16 protein-coding genes are annotated in these 17,127 nt (G+C 33.7%); 14 read left to right on the top strand and 2 right to left on the bottom strand.

Annotated features, from left to right (window positions below; all coding sequences use genetic code 11):
- Positions 1-92 precede the first annotated feature (92 nt).
- The 4 genes from ABS916_RS02685 to ABS916_RS02670 all read left to right on the top strand — a co-directional run bounded on the left by ABS916_RS02685 (position 93) and on the right by ABS916_RS02670 (position 2,569).
- Positions 93-515: a VOC family protein gene (locus tag ABS916_RS02685; protein WP_350450440.1), complete on the top strand. Its 423-nt coding sequence runs from the start codon at positions 93-95 to the stop codon at positions 513-515.
- Positions 516-636: 121 nt separating this feature from the next.
- The gene (locus tag ABS916_RS02680) at positions 637-1,212 is read left to right on the top strand and encodes a hypothetical protein (RefSeq protein WP_350450439.1); all 576 of its coding nucleotides are present in this window, start codon (positions 637-639) and stop codon (positions 1,210-1,212) included.
- Positions 1,213-1,240: 28 nt separating this feature from the next.
- Entirely contained in the window at positions 1,241-1,669 is a 429-nt protein-coding gene (locus ABS916_RS02675; protein ID WP_350450438.1) for a DUF1801 domain-containing protein, read from the top strand.
- Between the two features lie 24 nt (positions 1,670-1,693).
- Positions 1,694-2,569 (top strand): DegV family protein, encoded by an 876-nt coding sequence (locus ABS916_RS02670; protein WP_350450437.1) that lies wholly within the window; start codon positions 1,694-1,696, stop codon positions 2,567-2,569.
- 375 nt (positions 2,570-2,944) lie between these two features.
- Here the strand turns inward: ABS916_RS02670 and ABS916_RS02665 are convergent, their stop codons facing one another.
- Positions 2,945-4,291 (bottom strand): MATE family efflux transporter, encoded by a 1,347-nt coding sequence (locus tag ABS916_RS02665; protein ID WP_350450436.1) that lies wholly within the window; start codon positions 4,289-4,291, stop codon positions 2,945-2,947.
- A gap of 224 nt (positions 4,292-4,515) precedes the next feature.
- On the opposite strand from ABS916_RS02665, the gene ABS916_RS02660 reads away from it, so the two are divergent.
- The 3 genes from ABS916_RS02660 to ABS916_RS02650 all read left to right on the top strand — a co-directional run bounded on the left by ABS916_RS02660 (position 4,516) and on the right by ABS916_RS02650 (position 8,259).
- Positions 4,516-5,778 (top strand): mechanosensitive ion channel, encoded by a 1,263-nt coding sequence (locus tag ABS916_RS02660; protein WP_350450435.1) that lies wholly within the window; start codon positions 4,516-4,518, stop codon positions 5,776-5,778.
- A 329-nt stretch (positions 5,779-6,107) separates the two neighbouring features.
- Positions 6,108-7,598 (top strand): DUF1538 domain-containing protein, encoded by a 1,491-nt coding sequence (locus ABS916_RS02655; protein ID WP_350450434.1) that lies wholly within the window; start codon positions 6,108-6,110, stop codon positions 7,596-7,598.
- Positions 7,591-8,259: a P-II family nitrogen regulator gene (locus tag ABS916_RS02650; protein WP_035023629.1), complete on the top strand. Its 669-nt coding sequence runs from the start codon at positions 7,591-7,593 to the stop codon at positions 8,257-8,259. Before ABS916_RS02655 ends, ABS916_RS02650 begins: the two co-directional genes overlap by 8 nt.
- Before the next feature lie 114 nt (positions 8,260-8,373).
- On the opposite strand, the gene ABS916_RS02645 is transcribed toward ABS916_RS02650, so the two are convergent.
- Positions 8,374-8,823 (bottom strand): hypothetical protein, encoded by a 450-nt coding sequence (locus tag ABS916_RS02645; protein ID WP_350450433.1) that lies wholly within the window; start codon positions 8,821-8,823, stop codon positions 8,374-8,376.
- Between the two features lie 268 nt (positions 8,824-9,091).
- Between ABS916_RS02645 and ABS916_RS02640 the strand changes: the two genes are divergently transcribed.
- The 7 genes from ABS916_RS02640 (at position 9,092) to ABS916_RS02610 (ending at position 17,100) form a co-directional block, all read left to right on the top strand.
- On the top strand, positions 9,092-10,216 hold the full coding sequence (locus tag ABS916_RS02640) for a carbohydrate kinase (protein ID WP_350450432.1): 1,125 nt from the start codon (positions 9,092-9,094) through the stop codon (positions 10,214-10,216).
- A 97-nt stretch (positions 10,217-10,313) separates the two neighbouring features.
- The gene (locus ABS916_RS02635; protein WP_350450431.1) at positions 10,314-10,814 is read left to right on the top strand and encodes a signal peptidase I; all 501 of its coding nucleotides are present in this window, start codon (positions 10,314-10,316) and stop codon (positions 10,812-10,814) included.
- 602 nt (positions 10,815-11,416) lie between these two features.
- On the top strand, positions 11,417-12,073 hold the full coding sequence (locus ABS916_RS02630; protein WP_350450430.1) for a hypothetical protein: 657 nt from the start codon (positions 11,417-11,419) through the stop codon (positions 12,071-12,073).
- Positions 12,074-12,296: 223 nt separating this feature from the next.
- The gene (locus ABS916_RS02625; RefSeq protein WP_350450429.1) at positions 12,297-13,970 is read left to right on the top strand and encodes a hypothetical protein; all 1,674 of its coding nucleotides are present in this window, start codon (positions 12,297-12,299) and stop codon (positions 13,968-13,970) included.
- Positions 13,971-14,332: 362 nt separating this feature from the next.
- Positions 14,333-15,004 (top strand): hypothetical protein, encoded by a 672-nt coding sequence (locus ABS916_RS02620; protein ID WP_350450428.1) that lies wholly within the window; start codon positions 14,333-14,335, stop codon positions 15,002-15,004.
- A 200-nt stretch (positions 15,005-15,204) separates the two neighbouring features.
- Positions 15,205-16,050 carry a metallophosphoesterase gene (locus tag ABS916_RS02615; RefSeq protein ID WP_350450427.1) on the top strand — a complete coding sequence of 282 codons (846 nt, stop codon included), beginning with the start codon at positions 15,205-15,207 and terminating at the stop codon, positions 16,048-16,050.
- Between the two features lie 159 nt (positions 16,051-16,209).
- Positions 16,210-17,100 carry an aldo/keto reductase gene (locus tag ABS916_RS02610; RefSeq protein ID WP_350450426.1) on the top strand — a complete coding sequence of 297 codons (891 nt, stop codon included), beginning with the start codon at positions 16,210-16,212 and terminating at the stop codon, positions 17,098-17,100.
- The last annotated feature ends 27 nt before the right edge of the window (positions 17,101-17,127 follow it).

Below are 17,127 nucleotides of genomic sequence, written 5' to 3'. Positions count from 1 at the left end.
GGATAATATTTATGATTACGAGTATACTAATGGTGAATAGATTCAGTCAAGTAAGAGTAGGCGCCAAGTTACATATAAGGGAGGTGTGGAAAATGACTGCTGGAGTGAAAGCAATTTTTGTTAATCTACCTGTTAAGGATTTAACAAAATCGATGGATTTTTTTAAAGCACTTGGATTTAAATTTAACGAGCAGTTTACGGATAATAATGGAGCAAGTATGATCGTCGCGGATTCGATTCTTGTGATGCTGTTAACTGAAGAGTTCTTTACAAGCTTTACCCACCTAGGAATAACAAATACGTCAAAAGAAAATGAAGTGATTCTTGCTTTACAAGTGGAATCAAAGGATGCAGTTGATAAACTCGTAAATACAGCAATTGAAAATGGAGCGGAAGATAGAACTACTGCTTTGAGTGAAGAAGAAGAGGCTATGATGTTTTGCCGTCGCTTTAAAGACTTAGACGGACATCTATGGGAAATCATGTATATGGATATGAATGCAATGGACATCTAATTGGTAAAGAAAAGATATGAGAAGGTAAGTACTCTTGTGTCTTTTTTTGGTTATTTTACGAATAAGATAAAATGCGGTAGAATGAATGTAAACGATAGTAGTGTATAGGAGTTTAGGTAAAATGAGAGAAATACATAATAGAACGTTAATCAAAGGAATACCAGATCATAAATTGGAAAATAATTTGAAGGCGTATAAAAAAGGTCAATTGCTTCAAATTGCTGAAAACCACCAGCTACTAATGAAGAAAAGTTATACAAAGGCTAAAATTATTGAGCAGTTAAAACCGGTTATCATTAAAAATGCAGCGATTTTTTTTGCACAGTGGGATTCAAAAGGAACAGAAGTGCTTGCTAATGTAGCCAATGGACATTTGCAAGATGTATCTGATGAAACACTTATTACTGTTCAGCTAGCTATGGAATCTGGCTACTTATTTGCTTATGTACTAAATAGTAAAGTGACACTCGTTCTACCAAATGACCTTAGTTCTTTTGTAACGGATGATCCGAGTTCAATCAAAATTAATGAGGAAACAGATCATCGTTCTCTCTTTTTGAGACAGATGGAAAATGCTCAGAAAATTTATGGCAAATCTAACCTAAACCATTTAGTTTCGGTTTGGAATCACTATTTTACTCAAACGTTAACTGTTGAAGAAGCAACAACATGGATTAGACGAGATAATAATTACTAATTAGACTAATTTGGAAGAGGTGGATGGAATGACTGAAAATAAAACACAAGAAACGTCAGAAAATGTCTCGAAGTTTGTAGAAGAAATTGAAGACGAACTGAAACGGCAAGATGCGCATTGCTTAATTCAATTATTTAGTGAAGAAACAGGTTATGAACCTAAAATGTGGGGAACAGCTATTATTGGTTTTGGACACTATCATTACAAATATGCAAGTGGACATGAGGGAGATGCAGCTCCAGTTGGATTCTCTCCTAGAAAAGCTCAAATCAGTATTTACCTTTCTCAACCAGATGATGAAAATAGAGCAGAGAAGCTAAGTCGACTTGGCAAGCATAAAATGGGAAAAGGCTGCTTGTATATTAAAAAAGTTGCAGATATTGATTCAGCGGTGCTAAAAGAATTGATACAAGACAGCGTGAAGTATATAAAAGAAACTTACCCAGAGACAAAATAACGGTAAACGTAAAGATAAGGTGAGATGAAATTGACAAAATTAATTATTGATACAACCATTGATCGTAACTTAGAAATGGAACAAAAGTATGATTTCGAAGTCATTCCACTTAGCATCATACTAGATAATCAATCGTATTTGGATGGCGAAGAAATCACAGTGGACGCTGTGTATGAGGCAATGCGATCTGGAAATGTACCAAAGACTTCTCAAATTTCTTATGAATCTCTGACAAAAGTATTGGATAAAGGGATTCAGGAAAATGAAGATATGATTTATCTTTCCTTTTCATCAAAAATGTCTGGAACGTATCAATTTGCGCATCAGATTATGGAAGAATACAAAGAAAAATACCCGGAACGAAAAATGGCCTTAGTTGATTCAAGAGGTGGGGCAGGTGGTGGAGCACTTATTGCACTTCAAGCGTTGAAAATGATCGAAGCTGGAAAGCCATTTGACGAGATCGTTCGTCAAATGGAATGGAACATTGACCATGTCCTATACAAATTTACGTTAAGGGACCTGAATTGGCTGGTTAAAGGCGGGCGTGTGAATAAAACTACGGGGTACGTAGGAACAGCGTTAAATATTAAACCGTACTTGATTGTTGACGATGGTTTTATCAAAATGCATAAACTTGTTCGCGGGGAGAAAAAAATCTACAAAAGATTAATTGAAGATGTTAAAAATGGTTTAGGAAACTTTACGGATCAAACCATTGGCATTAGCCATGGCGATGATGAAGAAACAGCTAGAGCGATTGAGGCGAAGTTAAAAGAAGAATTGCCTGATTGCCAAACCCAAGTATTTCGAATTGGGGCGGTACTAGGTTCTCATATTGGAATTGGTGGGATTGGCGTCTTTTACTTTGATGAACGCCCAGAATGGTATCAAAATTAAAAAGAACGAGTCAAGACTAGACGTCTCGACTCGTTCTTTTTGCATACTTTATCAATAAGCGCACACTAATTTTGGTTAATCTCTTTTTCATGGATAAGTGAGGGAATTTTTTTGTGTCACTTTGCCGATAAACTAGTTTTGATGGACAAGTGACGGTTGTTTTTTTGTTCACTCGTCCATTAAAAACCGTTTCATGGACGAGTGAACGAAATTTTGAGCTCAACTTGTCCATGAAAATTCATTTTACAGCTTTACTCATTAAAAAATAGCCTATTTGCTATGTGCAATCAGATTAGCTTTGATTTTCAAGCAGTAAATACGACAAAAAGAGGGCGAAACAACTGTCGCCCTCTTTTAGTGAGATCAATTAAATGATTAAAGCGGATGCTGAGTCGTTTTAAATTGACTCTTTAAAAAGATAAAGGTCACAACGAAAGCTAAAGCTTCAGCAATCGGAACAGCGGTATAAATACCGTAAAGACCAAAAACAGACGACAATAGGAGAACTAAAGGAATCAAAAAGATGATTTGACGAGCTAAATTTAAAAAGCTGGCCAGTTGAACTTTTCCGACTGCTTGAAAATAACTTGCCCATACGATTTGGATACCTACAAGTGGAAAGGCTACTGTCCAGATGCGGATTGCTTCTACTCCTAATGAAACAACAGCTGGTTCTTGGTTGAATAATGTAATAACGAAGTCAGGGAATAATTGGAAAACTAAGAAACCTGTCGTGCTGATAATTCCGCCAACAATACTCCCGATTTTCAACGCTTGTTTTACGCGGTCGGTTCGATCTGCTCCAGTATTGTAACTAATAATAGGCTGTAGACCTTGAACCAATCCTGAAACCATCATAATGATAATAGTTGTTGCACTAGTAATGATACCAGCAACTGATATAGCAATGTCGCCCCCATAAGTAACTAAACTAGCATTGATGACAATATTCAGTACGCTATTTGCGATTTGCAATAAGAATGCCGGTATACCGGTTGTTAAGATATCTTTTACATAGGCAACTTTTAACTTCATGTTTTGGAAAACCAATTTGATATTTGCTCTAGGTCCCAAGAAATAGGTTAATTGCCAGATCATTGAAAGAAACTGTCCGCCAATAGTAGCATATGCTGCTCCTTTCATACCCCAACCGAGTTGAACGATGAAAATGTAATCAAATACGATGTTGAATCCAGCACCGATCATCATACTGACCATAGAAACGCGAGGGTTTCCATCCGCTCTTGAGAAGTTATTCAATGCCATAGCGACACTTTGGAAAACAGCTCCATATAAAATAACGCTCAAATAATCTTTTGCGTATGGAAGAACAGCTGTACTTGCACCTAGTAAACGCAAGATAGGTTCAATAAAGATATTTCCTAAAATCATAAACAACAGTCCAGCAAGAATAGCTAGCGTAACTCCATTTCCTAAAAAGAACTTAGCTTTTTCAGTTTCTTTTCTACCTAAGCTAATAGAGAAACGAGTTGATCCTCCGACACCTACCATTAGGGCAAATGCCAATAAAACCAATGTTACAGGATAAGTAATTGAAACGGCAGCTAGTCCCAAAGACCCTAATACTGGATCATTTCCAATAAAGATGCGATCCACAATGTTGTAAATAGCATTAACTAGCATCCCAATAATTGCCGGTATCGAAAATTCTGCTAATAATTTTGGAATAGATTCTGTTTCAAGCCGATTTTTTTTGATCATCATGCACCTTCTTTTGTTTTATTTATGTATATACTCTTAAAAATATAACAATGATTGTATTTTTAGTCAATGAGATAAATGGATTAAAGACTGACAGAATAAGATTTAGACTATATTTTTGTAAAATGACTAAAATATACAATGCGTATTATTTTCTTTAAAAAAATACATCCGCTATACTAATAATTGTAAAGAAACAAATAAAAAAAAAGGAGATGTTAAGTATGAACAACGTAACAGAATCATTTAATTCAGGATTACATTCATTTTTTGATTTTCTGCCGACACTTTTAGGCGCAATCCTATTATTGATATTGGCATGGATAGTAGCCACACTAGTTAAAAAAGCTGTCCAAAAAGGGTTGAAAGCAGCCGGATTTGGTCGACTATTAACAAAATGGGGCGTAACAAATTCACAGGAACAAGCAGACACTACCATCGATTCCCTAGCACAAGTTCTTTATTTCTTAATTTGGCTATTGTTCTTACCAGGAATTTTAAGTATGTTAGGATTAGATGCAGTCGCTCAACCAATTTCAAATATGTTTGATAGTGCATTAAACTTCTTGCCAAACTTGCTTGCTGCAGCAGTAATCGTCGCAGTAGGAGTATTTGTTGCTCGTTTTGTTAAGAATCTTGTTTACAACTTAGCGTTAACATTAAACGTTGATAAGTGGGTTTCTAAGCTTACAAGTTCTGGTTCAGAAACTACTGCAACACCTTCTGCTAGCCAAAAGAGTACAATGGCTAAAGTTTTAGGAAACATTGTCTACGTAGTTGTTTTAATTCCAATCGTAACAATTGCTTTAGAAACATTGAATATTGATTCTATTTCACGCCCAATTGTTGGTGTATTGAATCAAGTTCTAGCTGCTATTCCAAATATTATTGTAGCTGTAATTTTATTAGCTGTTGGGATTGCTATTGCTAAATTTGTAGGTAGCTTATTAACAGATTTACTTTCAAGTACTGGTATCAATGGTTTAACTAAATATGTTAAAAATTCTGGAAATATGAATTTTGATTTAGCTAAAATTATTGGACAAACAGTTACCGTTGTTATTAGTGTATTCTTCGTAGTTGAAGCATTAAATGTTTTAAACTTAGAAGTTCTAAATGCTATTGGTGCAGCAGTGATCGCTTACTTACCACTTGTTCTTAGCGCTTTAATTATTTTAGGAATCGGTGTTGTAGGTGGAACTGCATTAGGTGGATTCATTTCAAAATCTACTGGTAATAAATTTGCTGGTGAAATTTTGAAATACATCTTAATTGTTTTATCCGTATTTATGGCTTTAAACCAATTACAATTTGCTACAAGCATTGTTAACTTGGCCTTCATTTTAATCTTAGGAGCTTTGTCAATTGCCTTTGCAATCGCATTTGGTGTTGGCGGACGCGACTTCGCTAAAAGTCAATTAGCAAAATTAGATAAAAAGATGGAAAAAGAAAGTAACTCAACAGACGATCAAGGTCCAACTTTATAAAATAAGCGAATAAAAAAGACGAACTTCTACTATTAGAAGTTCGTCTTTTTGCTGTTTAAATGAATCACTTATTCATTAAGTGATAAAAGTAGAAACTGTTAATCAAATTTTAATTCCAGTAAATCTTATGGTACAATTAAAGATAGGTAATGAAGTAGGTACTTGCATGGGCAGTTGATGAAAGCAAAAAATAAGTTCAGTCGAGACAAGTAGACTTTTGAACGTTCAAAAAGAAGGGTTTAATTCAATATATTCATCTTTTGTTTTCTTCAGCAACCCTCATTAGGTAAAGACAAAATTACCAAAGTTAGAAAGGATGTGTCATTTATTTGAGTATACTTACAGAAAAATTTAAAGAAGTTTTACTATCCGTATTGCCGATCGTTGTGATCGTTTTAATACTGAATTTTACCATAGCACCGCTTGAAACTAGTTTATTGTTGCGCTTTTTATTGGGTGCTTTGTTTGTGGTCATTGGGTTAGCTATTTTCTTATTAGGAACGGATATAGGAATTACTCCTATTGGAACCAATTTAGGAAAAGGAGTCGCCAAGAGCAATAAAGTTTGGATCGTCGTTATCGCCGGGCTTGTGTTGGGATTCTTTATTTCAATCGCTGAACCTGATTTGCATATTTTAGCTAATCAGATTGCGGATGTTACCGGAGGAGTTATCGACAATATGAGCATATTGATTTATGTTTCTATTGGAATCGCAGTCATGATGACCATTGGTTTATTACGAATCGTGTTTAATATCCCCTTATATAAATTATTGACTGGGATCTATTTTGTTATTTTTTTACTAGCACTATTTACATCAAATGAATTCCTAGCGATGGCGTTTGATGCTTCGGGAGCTACTACAGGTGCTTTAACAGTACCATTTATGTTGTCGCTAGCATTAGGAGTATCAACTTTGAAAAAAGATGGGAAAGCATCTGAAAAAGATAGTTTTGGTTTAGTAGCCATCTCTTCTTCAGGAGCCATTATAGCTGTGATGTTGATGAATATTATTGGTGGACAAGATGAGATTTCAGGAAGTTTAGCAGTAGATCTAACAGGATCTAAATCGGTGATTGAACCATTTATTCATCATTTTCCTACTATTACAAAAGAAATCTTAATTGCTTTAGTACCTATTGTCAGTATTTTCTTGATTTACCAAGTCTTTTTCTTGAAATTATCAAAGAAAAAATTAACGAAAATCCTAAAAGGAGCCTTCTATGTTTTTGTTGGTTTAGTTATTTTCTTAGTTGGAGTAAATGCTGGTTTCATGGAAGTTGGAAGTGTGGTAGGATATACTGTAGCTGCATTAGACAACAGCATTTATGTGTTAATTGTAGCCTTTGTATTAGGAATTGTAACCATATTGGCTGAACCGGCTGTATATGTTTTAACACATCAAATTGAAGATGTCACAAATGGTTATGTTAGAAGAAAAGTAGTTTTAACGGCACTATCCATTGGTGTTGGATTAGCGGTTCTTTTATCAATGATTCGTATCTTAATTCCAGGTTTACAATTATGGCATTTCATTTTACCAGGATATATTTTGGCCATTGGATTAATGTATGTTACGCCCAAAATGTTTGTCGGGATGGCATTTGATGCTGGTGGAGTAGCTTCAGGACCTATGACAGCAACCTTCATTTTAGCATTTGTACAAGGAGCAGCTGAATCGATTGAAGGAGCAAATGTCTTATTAGATGGATTTGGTATGATTGCAATGGTGGCTATGATGCCAATCATCACGTTAGAAATACTTGGTATAATGTTTAAAATCAAATCTCGTAAGGGAGGACTCCAATCGAATGAGTAACACGATTATTGAAGGTATGGATTATGATTTGTTATTTTTAGTAGTGAATAGCGGGACAGGTAGTAAGGCTCTGCAAATTGCTAAAAAGAATGGCGTATCAGGAGGAACGGTTTTTCGAGGTTTAGGCACAGCGTCTAATTCAGCATTGAAATTTTTTGGACTAGAAGACGTCAAAAAAGAAGTTTTAATTATGGCTGCACGCAAAGAAACTGCTGAAACAGCATTAGATGCCTTAACAGAGAAATTACAATTGAAAAAAAGAAATCGAGGAATTGCGTTTACGATTCCTATCGCGAATTTATTAGGAAACCGAAATTGCATCTACAATACAGATGCTCACGGCAGAAAGGTTGAGGATATTATGCATCAAGCTATTTTTACGATTGTAGATCGTGGACAAGCAGAAGAAGTGATTGATGCTGCTGTTGCAGCTGGATCTCAAGGAGGAACAGTCATTAATGCTCGTGGTTCAGGTAGCCACGAAACAAGCCGACTTTTCTCAATGGATATTGAACCAGAAAAAGAAGTCGTGATGATCCTTACAGAACAACACACCACAGATGCCGTGGTCGCATCTATCAGCAATGCGCTAAAAATTGAACAACCCGGAAACGGCGTACTCTTCACTATGGACGTAACCAACACAAGAGGCCTATTCTAAGGATGCGAAGTTACCGTTTAGACACACAGCAATTTTCAAGAATTGAAAGCAAGAGCATCCTGCGCATTGCGTCAATTCATGAAAATAGCCCAGTGTCTGGGAAGTGAAGCTCAACTAAAACCAAGATACGAAGTTCGACGGTAGGCTTGGTGTAAAAATAAAAGAATCACAAAGAAGATGCTTTATCTTCTTTGTGATTTTTTTTGATAAATAATTGTCCGATACACATACTAAGGCAACGATCCTTAGTTCGTTCAACTCAGAACCAATTACCATTTGAGTAGACATAACGATCCTTAGTTCGATTAACTCAGAATTGATTTCTGTTTGAGTTGACGTAACAAGCCTTAATTCGATTAACTCAGAATTGATTTCCGTTTGAGTTGACGTAACAAGCCTTAATTCGATTAACTCAGAATTGATTTCCGTTTGAGTTGATGTAACAAGCCTTAATTCGATCAACTCAGAATTGATTTCCGGTTGAGTTGATGTAACAAGCCTTAATTCGATTAACTCAGAAACGATTTCCGTTTGAGTTGACGTAACGAGCCTTAGTTCGGCCAAATTAGAATAAACTTCCGCTTTTTTTAGAATCTTTTTTAGTAAACAAAGGTAAGTAAATTGAAATTAAGCGCTATCTAAGATAAGATAATGAATATATAACTAATAGAGTTAAATAATATAAAGAAATTATATTTAAAAAATAAAAATCAGCTTTCATCTTTAACGATTAAAAATTAAAATAAAAGATTTAAATTGGAGAAAAGATCAAAGGTAGTTAATATAAAAAGATAGACGAATTTAATAAGGGAAAAGGGAAGGAAATGTGGCTATGAGCCTAAATGAAAAGGAAAAGTTGATTTTAGAAACCATTCGTGAAAATCCGTTTATAGCCCAACAAGAATTAGCAGATAGCATTGGATTATCCCGTTCAGCTACAGCCAATCTTATTTCTGGGCTTGTAAAAAAAGATTATTTATTAGGAAAAGCTTATGTACTCAATGAAGAAGAACCAATTATTTGTATCGGCGGAGCGAACATCGATCGTCGTTATTTAGTTAAAGATACCATGATTCAAGGAACGTCGCATAACGTGCAATCTCGTACAAATGTTGGAGGAGTTGCACGTAACGTTGCGGAAAATTTAGGGCGTTTAGAAGAAAAAGTCATGTTGTTTTCTGTAGCTGGAAATGATGCAGAATGGAAAATGATTGAGAACCACTCAGAACATTTTATGAATATCAAAACGGTTGATACCATTGAAGGATGTCCAACAGGAATGTTTACGGAAGTAATCGATGAGAATGGTGAAATGGTATTAGGACTAGCTGAAGTAGAAATATTTGATAGAATGACACCTGAATGGCTTAGTAGACATCTTTCGGTGTTAAAACGGTCTAAATACATTATCATAGACTTGAATTGTCCTAAAGAAACTATTGAGTTTATAAATGGTTTTGCCGGTAAATATGATATCCCTGTCGCGTTGTTGACCGTCTCAGTTCAAAGGTTGTCCAATCTTCCTAGCTATTTGGAAGGAATAAGAGTATTGATCACGAAGCACAACGAAACTGCAGCGTACTTTGGTATGACCATTGAGACAGATGATGATCTTAAAATAGCTGTGAAAAAATGGTTAGATAAAGGACTTGAAAATGTCGTTATCTCAAAAGGAAATTCTAAAATTGGTTTTGGAAATCAAAAAAATGGTGTTCACATCATCAACTATTCAAGCAATAGAGGAGAACGTTACAATTGGGGAATGAATGAAGCGTTTTGCGCTGGTGTAATTCATAGTAGATTTCAAGGCAAAGATCTCGTTGATAGTGTGATTGTTGGACTAACGAATGCACATCATACGTCTAACTCATTGTATGTTGTTCGACCGAACCTATCTAAAAATCAGTTAGAAAGTGAATATCATACAAGTCTAGCAAACAATATTTTTTACGAATAATCTGTGATTTTTGTTTACTTTGAAAAATACGAGATAGATTTACTAGGTAAGATATGCTATCTTTAAGGCAAATGAAAAGATAGCGAGGAAATAAATCATGAAAATAGTAAAAACTATTGGAACAACTATAGCAGTAGTCGTCGTTCTGATTTTTGTAGTAATCGCCGGAATCAGCTTCTTTTCTGCTCCTGACAGCAGCGGATTATTTGGATACAAAGGATATACTGTCGTAAGCGGAAGTATGGAACCGAAAATAGCAGTAGGCGATTTTATTATTGTTGAAATGGATCCTTATGACGATGTGAATGAAAAAGACATTATTACGTTTCAATACAACCAAGAACTTGTTACGCATAGAGTAGTGGACATAACAGCTGAAGGATTAGTAACAAAAGGGGACGCAAATAATATCAAAGATCAAGGTTTTGTACTAGAAGAGTCCTACATAGGAACTCAAAAAATACTAATTCCATACTTTGGATATGTCATTACTTTCTTACAAAAACCAATTGCTTTTGCACTAATTGTTGCCCTAATGGGTGTCTATCTTATCTATCTTTATCTTAATCCAGCAACAAAGGAAGAAGTTAAAGAGTAATATTTAATAAACAAATGTTTGTTAAATACCTATTCGCTAAATTGTAACAAATTTGACATAAAAATATTTATACAGTATAAAGCGTATTTAGTTAATAGAAAGTGGATGGAATTTATCCGCTTTCTATTTTTTTGCATTTTTTTTTAAATTAGAATTTCAACAAAAATTGAAAGTAAAAGGGTTGTATAACGAAAAAAACAAAAAATCATTACTCGTATTTTATAAATAATACTAAAAATGGCCCTTTTTTTATAAATAGACATTTTTTATTGTAAAAAAGGAATTAAAATTGAAGTTTTATACATAAAGTATTCGCTATATACTTTATATGTTAAACAAAAGTCGCAAATCTGTTTAAAATTACATTCGTTCTTGTACAAAAGTATAACAAAAATAATGCGAATGCTATTTTAATGCAATTTTTTTGGATATCAAAGTAAAATAATAATAAAAAATATAGAACAAAAGTTACATCGCATATGATGTATATTTATTATTTTGAATAAAAATTATATCGTTTGACTTATTATTTTCCTAAGATTATAGTTGCGTTTGTAGGGAAATGAATTGAAAATCAGAAAAATAATGGAGGAGAATATAAAATGAAAAAAGAATCGACAAGCAGAAGAAAAAAATTACCATTATTACTAGGAGCTTTATTAATCATCAGTGTAGCAGCATACGGAACACGCGCTTACTTCTCAGATAGTTCTACTGTACAAGGAGATATTCAATTGTCTTTAGGTAATGTAGATATTTCAACTGAGAATACAAAAGGTTGGAAATACGAACCTTTAGCAGTTACTGGAACTCCTGAGTTGGACAAGAATAAAAATCTAAGCGCTAATGTAGATAAAGATGAATCAATAACAGATGCTACTGATATTAAAAATGTACGACCTGGAGATTCGTTCACAAAAAAATATATCATTGAAAATAAAGGCTCACTTGATACCAAGGTAAATTTGAAATTAGCAAATATACCAGTTTCTCTTGCATCAGTTGTAAATGATAAAAAATATCCTGATGGCCCGTTTACAATTGTGATAAATGATTTAGAAGAAAATTTTGAGCTTAAGGGTAAAAAAGATGGAATAGTTGATAAAAAAGAATTCACGATAACTATTACTGTTGATCCATCTGCTGTAGGTAATTCATATAATAAGGGACATAAAGAATTCCTTCCAGCTAATAAAATTACTGCAAATTATTTGCAAAATACATTTAGCGTGAATGCTGAACAAACAAATAAAAAATAATTTGAAATAACTTTATAACGAATATAATTAAAAATACTAAATTTTGGAGGAAACGGTTAGGAAGTCATCTAATCGTTTTTTCTTCAGAAATTTTTTTACACAAAGTATTAGAGGAGGAGAATAACATATGAAGAGACTAAAACTTAGTTTGATTGCATTAATAAATATCAGTTTGCTATGTTTGGTTTTTTTTGTGTTATTCCCTTCTATACATGTACAAGCTATGTTTAACGATAAGGCTAACTTAAATATGGGAATCAAGTTAGAGCTTGGAACAGTAAGTTTAGCTGCAGAGAATACTAATATTATTAACCCAGTGAATTTCACTGAAGGTGATCCCATTTTAATCGTTTCAAGTAATTTGATAAATGACGGTAGTTTATCTGGGAAATTAGCTTATAAGATTGATGTAGCAAAAAAAAATGGATCATCGTTGTCTGCAGAAGAATTAAAAAAAACTTCAATAATCATTAATTTTGGGACATTAGCAAAAGAAGTAACAGCAACTGCAGCAAGTTTAAACACTAATTTTACTTTTATGAAGGATGCTAATAATAAAGAGGTTATAATTAATCCTGATAAAACAGCTGTTGTACCAGTTACTGTCAAATATAAACATAATGCTCCTACAGAAGAAGAAGAATTAACAATCAAAGTCACATTTAGACTAATCCAGTCCAATGCAGTTGATGCTAACGCTGGAATGTTTTCAGATGAAGAATCGTTGACAAATACAGTTACTCTTATTCCTAAAGTTATTGAAGAAGAAAGTTACTGGCCGGATGAAAATACATTTGTTAAATCTGCAAATGGAGGATATTCCTATAGTTTGGAAAAAATGAAAATGGTTTTTAGTGAAACGCAAGAATCTATTAATACTGAAAATCGACAAATCAAAAACTTAAATAAAGCAATTTTGTATATTCAATTACCTGATGAACCTCTAAAGAAAACAGTCGTAAAAAATGATGGCACAACAGAAACTAAAGACACATTTATTATCACTTATCTCAAGCCTACACTAATGAGTGCTAATTATTCTACGGGTAATGAATCTCTTATAGAAGAATCTAGAGAAATAAATGAAGAACATAATGGTATTGTTATTACGTTCAATTTGAAAGATGAATATCCTTACAGTTCAGTTGATCCAAATCAATCACTTAACTACTCTAGAAAAAGTAGCTATGCCTTACAATTAAATATTAGTATAGATAAGTATAACGACTACGGTTATTATCAATATTATGATATATCATCTAGTTATGATCGTTTTTTTGCTAGTAGATTGGTATTAAGTTCTGATATTCCAGATAAAACAACGGACTATTTTCAATTACCAATTGAACTTACAACTAATGAAAGATTATTGTCATTTAAGAGACTTCAAATAGAAAGTAATTTATATGCAAGTATGGATGATTTTAAAGATGTTACATTAACAAATGAAGAAGTTGATTTTAAAGTTACAGGAGAAAGTTATGAAAAAGTTTCTTACCTATTAAATAATGGTGGACCATTTCCAATATGGCTGAATTCTGGTCATCAATTTAATGGTGCTACTTTGAATGTTGAAATTACAGGAGACGCAAAAAATAGACTAAATATTTCTCGAAATTTATTATTACAAAAAGACTTCAGGTTAATAGAAAATAAATTTCGTAGTGCTCCTATAGAAAATCAAGAATCTGAGCAGCAAGTAAACGTTAAAAAAAGTGAAGAACCAACTCAACCAATAGACATCACGGTGCCAGATGAGCAAATTATTGAAGCCCCTGTCAAGGAAGTTGCCGAAGAAAATCCAATTAATGAAATAAATCAAGTCAATGATTCACCAATTGAAGAAATTGTTGAATCAGATAATGCAGTCACTGAACCAATAGAAGAAATCGAGTAGATAATACCTGAAGAAAAAATAAGTGATGAACAGATAAACGAATGAGTAAAATAAAATAAGTTCTTACCTTTAAAACAAATCTAAGAGCTTCATCTAAGAGAACTAGGAAACTAGTTCTCTTTTTTTTTGCCTTTTTTTAACTATCTCTTAATCAATGAAAATATATGCCGATTAATTATATAAGATAACAATTTTTTTAAAAGATTAATTTAAATGTTAAATTTAAAATGTAAGGGTTTTATATTAAATAAATAGAATTTTTATACAGTTTCTGATTAAAAAAAGTGACATTTATATCATAAAGTTGTATGTTTGTTGTATAGCGGTAGATTAAAATTGAATAATAGGAAGCGGTGTTTTTTATGAGAAATCCAAGTGTGCAAACTCGTATAAGCAAAAAGAACACAATCCACCTTCGTTTAAGTTTAGTTTTACTTTTTGGTTTGATTTTTATCTTACTAGGATACCTATTTCATCCTAGTTACGTCAAGGCAGTCAGTGTCTATCATACTTCTTTTCCATCAGAACAAGCAGCGAAGAAAGAAATTTTGGAGATTGTTTCTGATTCTGCTAACACTGAAAAAGAAATAGTAAAAGAAGCCGCTGCTTTGAAACAAGAAAAACGACAAGAAGTGACAATTTTAACCTATCAAGATTCTGTACAAAAAACGAATGCAAAAAAAGAACTCCATTATAAAGCTGAAACAACGAATGAAGGAGTAAGAATGAAACATTTTTACTATAATGTAACTTCGAATTCTGATACAACACTTTCTGAAAAATGGGATGTTAGCAAGAATAATTTTGATTTAGTGAGTGGTGTACTTACGATTCAGCTAACAATTGAAGAAGGATTAAGCGAAGATGCTATATTAACGCAATCAAAAGGCCTGATAGATTTATTAATGACCTATAATGCTGAAAAGGAAATCCAAGCTATTGAACTTGAGATTAAAAGTGGCAAAGAACAGTATTCATTTGACTCAGTAAAAGCTGATACATTAATAAATACTAAAATGTTTTACACGAATTAAACTAAAATGAAATCAATTCCGATTCTTTTATCCAAAAGAATCGGAATTTTTTTACTTTTTTTGATAAGAACCATTCACTGGTAACCGTTTTACCAAGAAAACTATGATACAATGGGACTAGACTATTAAACTAAGTGAGTCAAGTAATTAGAACAGTAAGTAACATTAAGTAGTTTTGGTTTGGTCAAGGGGGAATAAGCATGTCAGGATGGACAATAGTTGGTGTGATCGTAGCAATTATAGGTAGTATCGTTCTTTATTTATTTCTACAAAATACACAACTGCAACGAAAGCAAGTAGAAATAAAACTACCTTTCTCAGAGAAAAAGTTAAGTGGATCTAAAATTGTTCATTTAAGTGATTTACATTTTCCACGTCAAGGTGTTTCTATAAAAAAATTAACTGAAAAAGTCGCAAAAGAAAAACCAGATATGATTGCATTGACTGGAGATCTGATAGATGTACGAGGTGATTTTCCAGAAAAAGAATTGGAATCTTTTTGTAAGGCGCTAGTTGAGATCGCGCCAACTTTTGCGGTCACAGGAAATCATGATCTTGGTTCGGGTCATTTGCAAAAGTGGGAAACGGTTCTAACTTCTGCAGGAGTAAGAGTATTGATTGATGAAGCAGATTGGCTACCAATTGGAGACGATGGAATCGTAGTTATGGGTTTATCTGAGAAGGAAGATTTCGAGAATACACCAAAACCTATTTTGAGAGAGGTGACTATCGAAGAATCTCTACGCACGAAGCCTCGTATTTTATTGGCACACCATCCAGAAATGTTTGAAGAGTATCTAATGGATTTAACACGTGTTCCAGCACTTACGCTCAGTGGCCATGCTCATGGAGGGCAAATTCGTTTGCCTTTCTTAGGCGGCTTGTTTGCACCAGGTCAAGGGAAGTTACCTGCATTTACCAGCGGAATTTATTACGATCCCAATATGCCTGCTTATCGAATGATGGTTAGTCGAGGAATTGGTAATTCTACTTTTCCATTTCGGGTAAATAATCGACCTGAAATGGTCGTTATCCTCTTACACTAAAATAGGATTATAAATGACAAGTGTGATGTTCCACCAATAGTTAAGCTATCGGTGCAGCATCACATTTTGTCTTTTTTTGGTTTGTAAGTGTTTTCTTTTGAAGTTTAACCTACTGTTGTTTAAACTAAAGATAACACAAAGTTTAGGAGGCGGATAACTATGGTAGTAAGCTTATTAGACAGAATGGCGTTAAACAACGGGTACACGATTCCTGGAATTGGATTAGGAACTAGTGGGATGACAGGACAAGAAGCTGAAGATGCAGTTTTCTCAGCTATCATGAAAGGGTATCGATTAATTGATACAGCTTCACAATATGATAATGAAGAAGATGTTGGACGCGGAATCAACCGTGCAGTTAGTTCAGGCGTTTCTCGAGATGAAATTTTTCTTGTTACTAAAATTTGGAAAACAGATGCAGGATTTGATAATGCTATCCAATCCTTTGAAGCAAGTTTAAGTCGGTTAAACCAGCCTTATGTAGATTTATTGCTGATTCATTGGCCTGACAAAGACGATGCGGTAAACATAGATACATGGAGAGCGTTAGAAGATATCTATGAATCGGGCAGAGCAAGATCAATTGGTGTTTCTAATTTTAGCAGAGGAGACTTAGCTGAATTACTAAAAGAAGCAAAAGTACGTCCAGCGATTAATCAATTTGAAGTTTATCCAGGAAACCCAAATCAAGATTTAAATGATTATTGTGATTCTGAAAATATTGTCACAATGGCTTATAGCCCCTTGAAAAGAGGGAATGTCAGCAAAGAACGTCATTTAACAACGATTGGTGAAAAGTATGGTAAAACACCTTCACAAGTAGCTTTGCGATGGGATATTCAACGTGATGTAATTCCGATTCCTAAGTCTAGTAATAAAGACCGGATGCAGGAAAATATTGAAGTATTTGATTTTATGTTATCAGATGAAGATATGAATACAATCAATAATTTAGATAAACAAAATAGAGACCGCAATCCAAACGGAATGGTTCGTTCTGGAGATGTAAAAGGTCGAACAAGTCGTGAGAATAGACAGGGGCGCAGATAAAGGATACAAAAATAAAGGTCAAAAAAT

Source organism: Carnobacterium sp. (assembly GCF_040274945.1).
Lineage (GTDB): Bacteria > Bacillota > Bacilli > Lactobacillales > Carnobacteriaceae > Carnobacterium_B.
Note: the sequence above shows the minus strand (reverse complement) of the source record. Positions and strands in the feature narration are given on the sequence as shown.